This window comes from Saccharothrix lopnurensis (assembly GCF_042658445.1).
Classification (GTDB): Bacteria; Actinomycetota; Actinomycetes; order Mycobacteriales; family Pseudonocardiaceae; genus Actinosynnema; species Actinosynnema lopnurensis.
In genome coordinates, this window is sequence record NZ_JBHSQO010000086.1 from 1 (window position 1) to 9,727 (window position 9,727).

General features: G+C 69.6%; 4 protein-coding genes. 3 read left to right on the forward strand and 1 reads right to left on the reverse strand.

Translation table 11 applies throughout. The annotated features are described in order from the left end of the window. Positions 1–197: 197 nt before the first annotated feature. Positions 198–1,652 (forward strand): NF041680 family putative transposase, encoded by a 1,455-nt coding sequence (locus ACFP3R_RS37235; protein WP_380643710.1) that lies wholly within the window; start codon positions 198–200, stop codon positions 1,650–1,652. Between the two features lie 578 nt (positions 1,653–2,230). After that, positions 2,231–3,370, forward strand: a complete 1,140-nt coding sequence (locus ACFP3R_RS37240; protein ID WP_380643703.1) for a hypothetical protein — start codon at positions 2,231–2,233, stop codon at positions 3,368–3,370. Positions 3,371–3,491: 121 nt separating this feature from the next. On the opposite strand, the gene ACFP3R_RS37245 is transcribed toward ACFP3R_RS37240, so the two are convergent. After that, entirely contained in the window at positions 3,492–4,052 is a 561-nt protein-coding gene (locus ACFP3R_RS37245; protein ID WP_380643705.1) for a hypothetical protein, read from the reverse strand. A 340-nt stretch (positions 4,053–4,392) separates the two neighbouring features. Between ACFP3R_RS37245 and ACFP3R_RS37250 the strand changes: the two genes are divergently transcribed. After that, entirely contained in the window at positions 4,393–9,468 is a 5,076-nt protein-coding gene (locus tag ACFP3R_RS37250) for an AAA family ATPase (protein ID WP_380643707.1), read from the forward strand. The last annotated feature ends 259 nt before the right edge of the window (positions 9,469–9,727 follow it).

The window sequence follows — 9,727 nt, forward strand, 5'->3', positions numbered from 1 at the left end:
AGCCATGGTCCGCTGGGCCATGATCCGCATCACCACCCGCCGACTCACCCAACCTCAGTAGCTCGGAAACGGGCACTTAGCTTGCCGTTTAAGGTTCCGGTCGGTGACGTGCACCCCGGTTGATCATGGAAGCAGCCCTTGGTTGATCATCACTCTTGCGACAGAAGGATGATCGACCAAAGGGCTGCGTGATCAGTGTGCACCATCTCGACTCCGGGCCCGCGCTCGGGGCGTTGTCCGGGTTCCGCCGTGAGTTCCACTGTTGCCTGACCCGCCGGGCGGACGGGCTGTTCGAGCTGGCCGACGCCGTGTTGTGCGCCGACGGGCCGGTGCGGACGCTGGTCGGCCTGTCGCTGGCACCGGAACACCGGCGCGGGCACGGCGGGCTGTACGACGCGGTCAACAACGGCCGGATCGACACCGACCGGTTGCGCGACGCGTTGGCCGGGCTGCCGCTGCCCCGCGCGGCGGACGGTCGTCTGGTGCTCGCGGTGGACGTCTCGCCGTGGCTGCGCCCGGACGGCAACACCTGCCCGGACCGCTCCTTCTGCCACACCTACGGCCGCGGACGCAACGAGCACCGCATGATCCCGGGATGGCCGTACTCGTTCGTGGCCGCGCTGGAGACCGGCGGCACCTCGTGGACCGCGCTGCTGGACGCGGTCCGCCTGGCGCCCGGCGCGGACGTCGCCGCCGTGACCGTCGCCCAGGTGCGAGGGGTGGTCGAACGGCTGATCGCCGCCGGCCAGTGGCGGCAGGGCGATCCGGAGATCCTGGTGGTGCTCGACGCAGGCTACGACGCGCCCCGCATCGCCCACCTGTTGGCCAATCTGCCGGTGCGGGTGCTGGGACGGATGCGGTCGGACCGGGTGCTGCGCCGCCCGACCCCACCCCGGGTCCACAACCCTCTGGGTGGACGGTTTCCCAAGCACGGCGGCGAGTTCGTCTTCGGCGATCCGGCCACCTGGGGCGTCGAACACGTGACCACCCGTACCGACACCCGCCTCTACGGCACCGCCACCGCACAGGCATGGAACCGGCTGCACCCACGACTGACCCGACGCAACGCCTGGATCGACCACACCGCACCACTGCCGATCATCGAGGGCACCGTGATCCGCCTGACGGTGGAGCACCTGCCTTCCGGTGGGGTGAACAAACCCGTCTGGTTGTGGTGTTCCGGCGTCGACGCCGACACGGCCGAGATCGACCGGTGGTGGCGGATGTTCCTGCGGCGCTTCGATGTCGAGCACACCTTCCGCATGCTCAAGCAGACCCTAGGCTGGACCCGGCCACGGTTGCGCGATCCCGACGCCGCCGACCGCTGGACCTGGCTGATCCTGGCCGCCCACGCCCAACTGCGCCTGGCCCGCCCGCTGGTCGCCGACCTGCGCCACCCCTGGGAACGCCCCGCCGAACCCGCCAAACTCACCCCGGCCCGTGTCCGGCGCGGGTTTCGCAACCTCCACACGAAGATCGCCCGCCCGGCAGCGGCACCGAAACCTGTCCGGCCCGGACCGGGACGACCTGCCGGGTCGAAGAACCGTGTTGTCGCGCAACGCTTCGACGTCGGCCTTCTCCTGGCCACCGGCCAGGCATACACCCGACCAGCCCACCACAAGAAGGGCACGAAACCCCGCCGAACAGCTTAAACGGCAAGCTTAGAAAGCATCTGAACTGGGGCTTTGCCCCATCCCTATCCGCGTACGCGGCCAGGCAAACCGCGTCTCCGAAGCCGCGCGTCGCCAATGCCCCCCTCGGGCCCTGAGGCTGTCATGCCGCTCCGACCGCGTCAAGGCACCCGAAATAATTCTTCTCCGCAAGCTCCGAACAATTATTTCGGGACCCACCTTGACCCGGTCTGCGCGACACGAAACCGGCACTACGCGAGGGGGACGGGAGAAAAAGGGTTAGCCACCATTTCGAACGTGCCCGACAATGCGCGCAGCTCGCGCATAACAGTGACAAAGAGCAGTTCAGGAGGCTACGGGACGAGGTAACACCTCAATAACAAGAACAGATGAAACACTTCCGGTCTTGCAAATCACAGAAATCCCGACTAGGATTAAAATCGTAAGAAACGCCGGGAAGACCAAGCCTGGCGGACGTACACATCCGAATTTCGAGGTTATTCATGTCGCAGAGCGTTTCTGTTCCCACGGCCCTTGCCGATATCGCTTCCCTGGTCAGGGCCGGTGATCTGGCCGCCGCCAAGCGTCACGTTCGCTCCGTGATCAACAACGTCGACCCCGGCACGTTGGCCCTGATGGGCAGGTGTGCCGCCACGCTGAGCAGCTACCCCTACGACATCGCCGTTGCGAAGCTGCGCAACGCCTGGCAGCGCACCACCAGCGACGAGGACCGTGCCGTCATCGCCGCGTGCGTCCCCGACCAGGACCCGGGCCTCTACCGCCCGGACACCGGCACCGCCGACGCGCCCCGCTACGGTCGCGGCAACTACCAGGCACCGCGCAACAGCGACACGCACCACGAGCGCAGCGCCCGCCGCACCCTGCCCGAGCAGCGCCGCCGTTCCCGCGACCAGGCCGAACCGCGCGCCGTGACCGAGTACAGCCAGACCCGCGCCGGAGTGGACGACACCCCCACCCGTGCAGAGCGGCCGATCGCCTACGAACTCGACTACGACCGCGCCGCAGTCGCCGACATGCGCACCCGCCCGTGCGTGTGGTGTGCAGGGGAACGCGCCGTCATGGACGTCTACACCGACCGCGTCAAGTCCGGCCACGGTGACGACGGACTGTGCACCGAGTGCCGCTCGCTGGACCGCCCCGGCATCACCGAACTGCCCACCGGCCACACCTACGCCGACGCCATCCACGCCCGATGCGCCTACCACGTCACGCACGGCGGAATGCCCGCCGTGCGCGCCGAGTGGCGACGCGTCATGCGGCAACAGCGCCGCCTCACCGCCGCCACCATCGAGCAGTGGGCGATGACCTACCAGGAGCGACACGCCGCCGTCACGGTCACGGAAGGCGTGCCCTGCTGCGCCCACTGCGACGCCAACCTCAACAACAGCCCCAACCCCCTCGACGTGCCCCACGAGCACGACGAGCGCACCGCACCGCATGACCCGCGCTACTGCTCCCGCACCTGCGCCGACGCCGCCACCGCCCTCGAGGACACCCCCGAACCCCAGCCCGACCAGGAACAGGAACCCCAGCCCGAAGCCGAGCCGCAGGCGGAACCGCAGACCACGCCGGAGCCGGAGACCGCGCCCACGGTGGACGGTGGTTCGTGCAAGACGTGCGGAGACGTGAAGCAGGTTCGACAGGGCCTGTGCCTGGACTGCCGACGGTTGGAGCAGCAGACCACCCAGCAGCAGCACACCGAACCGGTAGCTGCCTGACCCCCATCCGCCGGCGGACGGGGTCGATCCCGTCCGCCGGCGGATGGCATGTAACCGGGGTGGCCGACACCGAGCCGGCCACCCCGTCAAAGCCTGCCCCACCCACCCACCCCCGACCGCCTCACGGCGACATCGAACCCGCCTCCGGCGGGTACTCACCCCCGCCAACCTCCACACCTCCCACACCCAAGCTGTGCCCCCCACCTACCGCGCGAGCATCCCCGACCCCGTCCGGCGACACCACACCGGCGACGCCCCCACCGATACGGGCCGCGCCGTCGGTGTCCTCTCCCGGTTCCTCCGAAACGTCTCCAGCCGCTGCCGAACGCGCCAAACGCACCAGCGACGCAACCATCTGATCCGACATCCCTGCGTAGCGCGCCAGCTCGACCTCGTCGAACACCTCCAGCGCCGCCACCACCGTCTGCGCCAACCCCACCCGGGCCGCCTGCTTCTTCGCCCGCTCTGCCTCGATGTCCTCCCCGAGCTGCTCACGCAACACGGCGACCCGCTCACGATGTCGCTTCCGCAGCGCCGTGATCCGCTCGTCGCTACCACGCTTCACGTCCTCGGCCGCCTCAGCGGCCCGCGCGACATCCCGAATCGCCGTCGTCCGCAGCCGCGCCCGCCGCCTGTCCTCCTCCAACACCCGCCGGGCGATGTCCTTCGCCGACACAGCCATGACCTCAACCTCCGCTCCGCACAATCCCCCTGGGAGCACCACCACCGTAAACGCCGACTACTCCGAACTCCAGCACAAAGAACGCCCGACACGGTCGGCACGGGCCCACTGTGACGCATCCCGACCGCGCCACTCTCGGGTACCTTTTCGCTCAACGAAAATTCGACCCCGCACCGTCCACTGCAAATAAACCGAACAAGATCAGCAAATTTGCACTATGGTATCCACGAGGTACCGCACCGGGCCAACACCGGTGTGGCTATCTCGGCCCCCACGCCAAAGCCGAACAGGCGACAGGATGTAGACCGCTGTCGTCGAGCAGCGCGTGGGAGGTGGTTGTATGGCCTACGTCAAGCCCATCGGGTTCAACCCGGTGGAGATCGACTACCGCCTCGGCGAACACGGCTCGTGCAGCGGCTCCGACCGCGAACGACCACTCTCGACACACCCATATGGTGCTCCACAGGGTCTGCTGTGGATCGGGCAAGGGCTGAGCGAGGTCGGCATCACCCCGCTGAGCCCGCTGACCCGCGACCAGTTCCCCCTGGCACGCGCCCTCGCCACCGGGCACCATCCGCACACCGGAGAGGTGCTGGTGGACCCGAAGAAGGCCGTCCCGGAGGATGCGAAACTGCCGATCTCGCCACTGGTACGCGCCGTGCACGGCATCGTCGCCCAAGTAGGGGTGCCGGTGTCGGCAGTGCTCGCGGATCGGAAGCTGCGCGACATGTTCGCCACCGCCGAGCGGGTGTGGCGGGCCGACGGGGAGACCGCGCGTCTGCGCGCCGACCACGCCGGTCTCCTTCTCGACGCCCTGAACCTGGCGCCGGACGAGGTGTGGCAGCCCGGTGCCTTCGAGCGGGCGACGGCGAACCTGTTCACCGTCGTGCAGACCACCGGTCGCACCGGCAAGCCGCGCGCCAAGCGGGTGCCACGACGGGTGGTCACCGGCAACGCCGCCTACGACCTCACCGTGGACATCCCCAAGGGGGACTCGACTTTTCTCGCCATCGCCACTCCTGAGTTGGCCGCGCAGGCAGAGCCGATGTACCTCCAGCAGGTGCTGCGCACCTTCAACTGGCTCGAAGCACGCACCGCCTACGGCATGCGTGGCAAACACGGCCAAGGCCACACTGCCGCCACCGTCCCGGGATCGGGTTTTCTCGGCTGGGCGATGATCGAACGCACCGCCCGCCCCGCCCAGGGGATGCCCGTGGGAGATCCTCACTGGCACGTCCACCTCACCCTGGCCAACATGACCCGCGGCATGAAGGACGGCCGGTGGAGCACCATCGCCGCCGGAGGCCGCGACCTCATCCGCCACGCCCCGGTCGTACAACACATGGTGCATGCCCTGATCCGCCACCAGATGACCACCCGCTTCGGCGTGCGCTACCGCCGCAGCGACCGCACCGGACGCTGGGAAATCGTCGGAATCCACGACGACACACTGCGGCAGTTCAGCAAACGCAACAGCGACATCCGCTCCCTGCTCACCCAGCTCGGACACGACCCGCATACCGCGACCCGCCTCCAACAGGACCTCGCGGCACGGCTGACCCGCCGCCCCAAACCCACGGTGGGGCGAACTCACGGCGACTACACCGACGCACCCGAGGCCACCCTCCAGGACATGTGGCAGGGGCAGGAACTGGCCGCCGGACGCGACCCTGTCGAACAGCTGCGGCGCGTCCTCGCCGGTGGGCATCTACCCGAAGACGGCGAGCAGCCCGAACCCGAGCCGGTCATCACCGTCGAGTCCATCGCGCGACAACTGCTCGACCCCGCTGCCGGTCTGACCTCGCACAGCCGACGCTTCACCCGCGCCGACGCGTTGCGTCACGTCGCCGACGCGATGCCCGGCGGTTACGAATCGCCCGAGGCGATCGAGGCCATGACCGACCGGGTCCTGGCCCATCTGGACTTCGTCCGGTTGCCCCAGGGGGCGGAGTTGGTGCACGGGGTGGGTGCGAAGCGCTCGTTGGCCGCGCAGCACATGGCCAACGCCGAGCAGTTCACCACCACCGATGTCGTCGACGCAGAGACGATCATCCTGCGCGCGGCGAAGGCCAGCCACCCCGACCAGTCACAGATCCGCGTCACCGACCCGGATCTGGTGCAGATGGCACTGGACACCGTCGAGGCCGGTCAGGGCTATCCCCTTTCCGACGAGCAGCGTGCCGCTGTGGCGCGCCTGGCGACCGACGGCCGCATGATCGATACCGTCAACGGTGCCCCCGGTACCGGCAAGACCACCCTGCTGCGTGCCCTACGTACGGTTCTGGAGGCAGCCGGGTACGTGGTGCAGGGTGCGGCCAGCGCCGCAGTCGCCGCCCGCAACCTCCAGGCCGAGTCCGGCATCTTCTCCATGACGCTGACCTCGCTGCTGACCAGCGTCGAGGACCCGGACAGCGCGGTGCTCGTCGGCGTGGACGTGCTCGTGGTCGACGAGGCCAACCTCACCGACGACCGCGACCGCGCCCGGCTCTACCAGCGCGCCGCCCGGACGGGCACCCGTGTCATCGAGGTCGGCGACAAGCTCCAGCTGCGCGGCGTCGGCGCGGGTTCGCTGTTCGGGCACGTCCACCGCCTCGTCGACGGCCCGGAACTGGTCGACAACCGACGGCAGCGTGACGAGGACGAACGCGAGGCGATCGCGCTGTGGCGGGAAGGCCGCTACAGCGAAGCCCTCGCGATCTGGATGCTCAACAACAGGCTGATCGCCACCGACACCACCTCCGAGGCCACCGCCGCCATGCTCGCCACCTGGGCACGGATGCGCGTCGGAGCACCCGACCCGCACACCGAGATCCGCGGTCTGGTCATGCTCAGCGCCACCCGCGACATGGTCGACCGGCTCAACCACGGCGCCCAAGCCCTGCGCCTGGCCGACGACGAACTCGGCCCTGGCCGCACCTACGCGCTGCGCCGCGGCGGCGAACTCCGCTTCCACATCGGCGACCACGTGCTGATGCGCATCAACGCAGTACAGCGGCGGACGCTGGCCGACACCGACATCCTCAACGGCTACCGCGCCGTCGTCACCGCCATCGCCGACGACGGCATCCTCACCGTCGAGTGGCAGGAGGATGCAGCCGACGGCCGCACCACGCGCCTGGGCAGGCTCACACCGGAGTACATCGCCCGCGGCGGTGTGTCCCTCGGCTACGCCATGACCGTGCACAAGAGCGAGGGCCTGACCGTCGGTGACCAGTGGCGCGGCCCCGACGGCGAGTGGTCCGGCGGCACGGTGTTGTTCCACGCCGCCGGGGCCGACAACCCCGCGGCCCATGTCGCCACCAGCCGCCACCGCAACGCGGTCCACCTCTTCGCGCCACTCGACGCCCTCGACACCGAACGCGAAGCCACCGCGCGGTCCGAACCACGCACCCGCGCGGAACGGATGGAACACGCGGTCGAGAAGCTCGCCCGACGCGCCCTCGCCACCGAAACCTCACCCGACGACCTGCCGGTCGTTGTCCAACTCGGGCTGGCGGAGTTCCGCGACCTCACCGATGCCCAGGCCCGCGAGCAGTACGTCCGCGATGCCGAAGCCGCCGAACGCGAAGCCGTCCGTCGCCGTGAGCAGCGCGTCAAGCACAGTGCCGCCGCCAATCGGGCACGCGCCGAACGCGCACAGCGGGACCGGCAATCACGTGACCGAGCTGCGACGCTGCTACGCGAGGTGTGGCGCCACGAGCCCGACCTGGTGGAGCGGCTCATCTCCGCCGCCGCATTCACCACCGTGGCCCGGTGCCTGGCAGAGATCGAGAACTCGGCACTCGGCGTGCGCGAGGTGCTGGCCCAGGTACCGCTGCGGACCGTCGCCTCCGATGCTGTCACCGACCCCGCGGCGTTCACCGCGTGGGCCGTGCGCGACGCCGCCGAACGCCTCGCCGACGGCCGCATCGACGACGGCCGCATCGACGACGCACACGAGCAGGCCGAACGCCGACGCCAGTGGCAGCTGATGCGCGACCAGGTCGCCGACCTGCTGCGCGAGACCTGGACCGCACGCCCCGAACTGGCCGAAACGGTCATCACCAGCTCCACCTTCGACGCCGTCGTCCGCCAACTCGACCGCCAGGCGGTCGGCGGTCTGGACGCCCGCACCCTGCTGGGACGCGTCCCGCTGGCCAAGGTCGGTCACGACCACGTCGAGGACCCGGCCCGCCTGGCCGCCTACTTCATCAAGCGCACCGCCGGCTCCCTCCTGTGGGAGGCGGACAAGGCGCAGCGGGGCAGCGACCGGGCTGCTGCGGAGCGCCACCGCCGCCGCATCGCCCTCGAACACCTGCGTCAGGTGTGGCCCGATCACCCCGAGGTTGTCGACCTCGTCGCCGGCGGACATGCGTTCGGCGCACTCGCGCAACGGATCGAGCAAGCCGCCGAAGCCGGTCTCGACGTGGTTGCCGCGCTGCGGCAGGTCTCCCCCACCGAGGTCAGCGGCAGGCGGGTCAAGAACCCCTCGGCGTTGGCCACCGCCGCCTTCCAGCGCGCTGCACAGCAGCAGACCGAGCCTGCCGAGACCACTGCGGGTGCTTCCGGCCGCCAGCCGGAAGCCCGACAGCCCGAAACACGAAGGGCGCAGCACTGGGCGGAACGCGAACACGGCCGTCACGACGACGAGCACCTCCGGCGCCTGCTCGCGGACGGGCAACAGCGCCTCGCCACCCTCGGCCGCACCCTCGATGAAGCGCGCCGGCAGGCCGACGAACTACGGCTCCAGGTCGACGCCCAAGCCGGCCCCGCCGTCCGGGCGCTCGACGAGCACCTGCACCGGCTCCGTGAACAGGCCGACCTGGTCCGTCAAGCCGACGACCTCGAAAAGCGCTGGCACGCGGCCTTGGAGCAGGCAGAGAACGCCGCCGCCGGCCGCGCACGCGCCCAGCACGCCCTCGATGCTCTCGGTCCGCTGGCCCGAACCCGGCGCACCGAACTGTCCGAACAGGTCCAACAACACGTCGAGCGGGAGGAACAAGCGCACGCACACGCCCGCGATCTCGCCGCCCAGGCGGCCCGACTCCACGAGCACATCGGGCCACCCGAGCAACGCCGCCACACCCTCGTCCGCGCCAACGCCGCCGAGAAAGACCACGAACACGCACGCCCCAGAGCCCACCAACGCGACCTCGACACGCTCACCACCGCCCAGCACCGCGCCGAACGCCTCGCCGTCGAACACCACAACCTCGGCCGACGCATCGACGGCCTGCGCGACGAGGTCGAGCTGCGCGCGGACCAACCCGAGGGAGTCCGCGAGCGCGAACGACAGGAACGCCACAACGAACTGGTTCCCGCCCACGAGCGAGTCAGCCGGTCACCGGAGCCGGTCGTCGAGCGCCAGCCCCACCTCGACGACCTCGAACCCCCGCACCCCGGCAGCGAGATCGAACCCCAGCCGGGCGACCGGTAGCGGCCGACCGCGTACGCACACCGCGGTACGTCGAGCAGGCTGTCATGAACACGTCGGTGAAGCCCGATGTCCTACGGAGTGGGTTCGACCCTGCGGATGAGCTTGACCCTGGACAAGTCAACCTCCGGCGGCTGCGTTGCGACTCGCCGACCAGCGGGTCTGCTGCACGAGTAGGTGACAGTGGTAGTCACGCAGCCTGGCTGGCTGGCGTGGTCATGATTGCTTCGTATTCGACGGGGGTCAACCTGCCGAGGGCGGT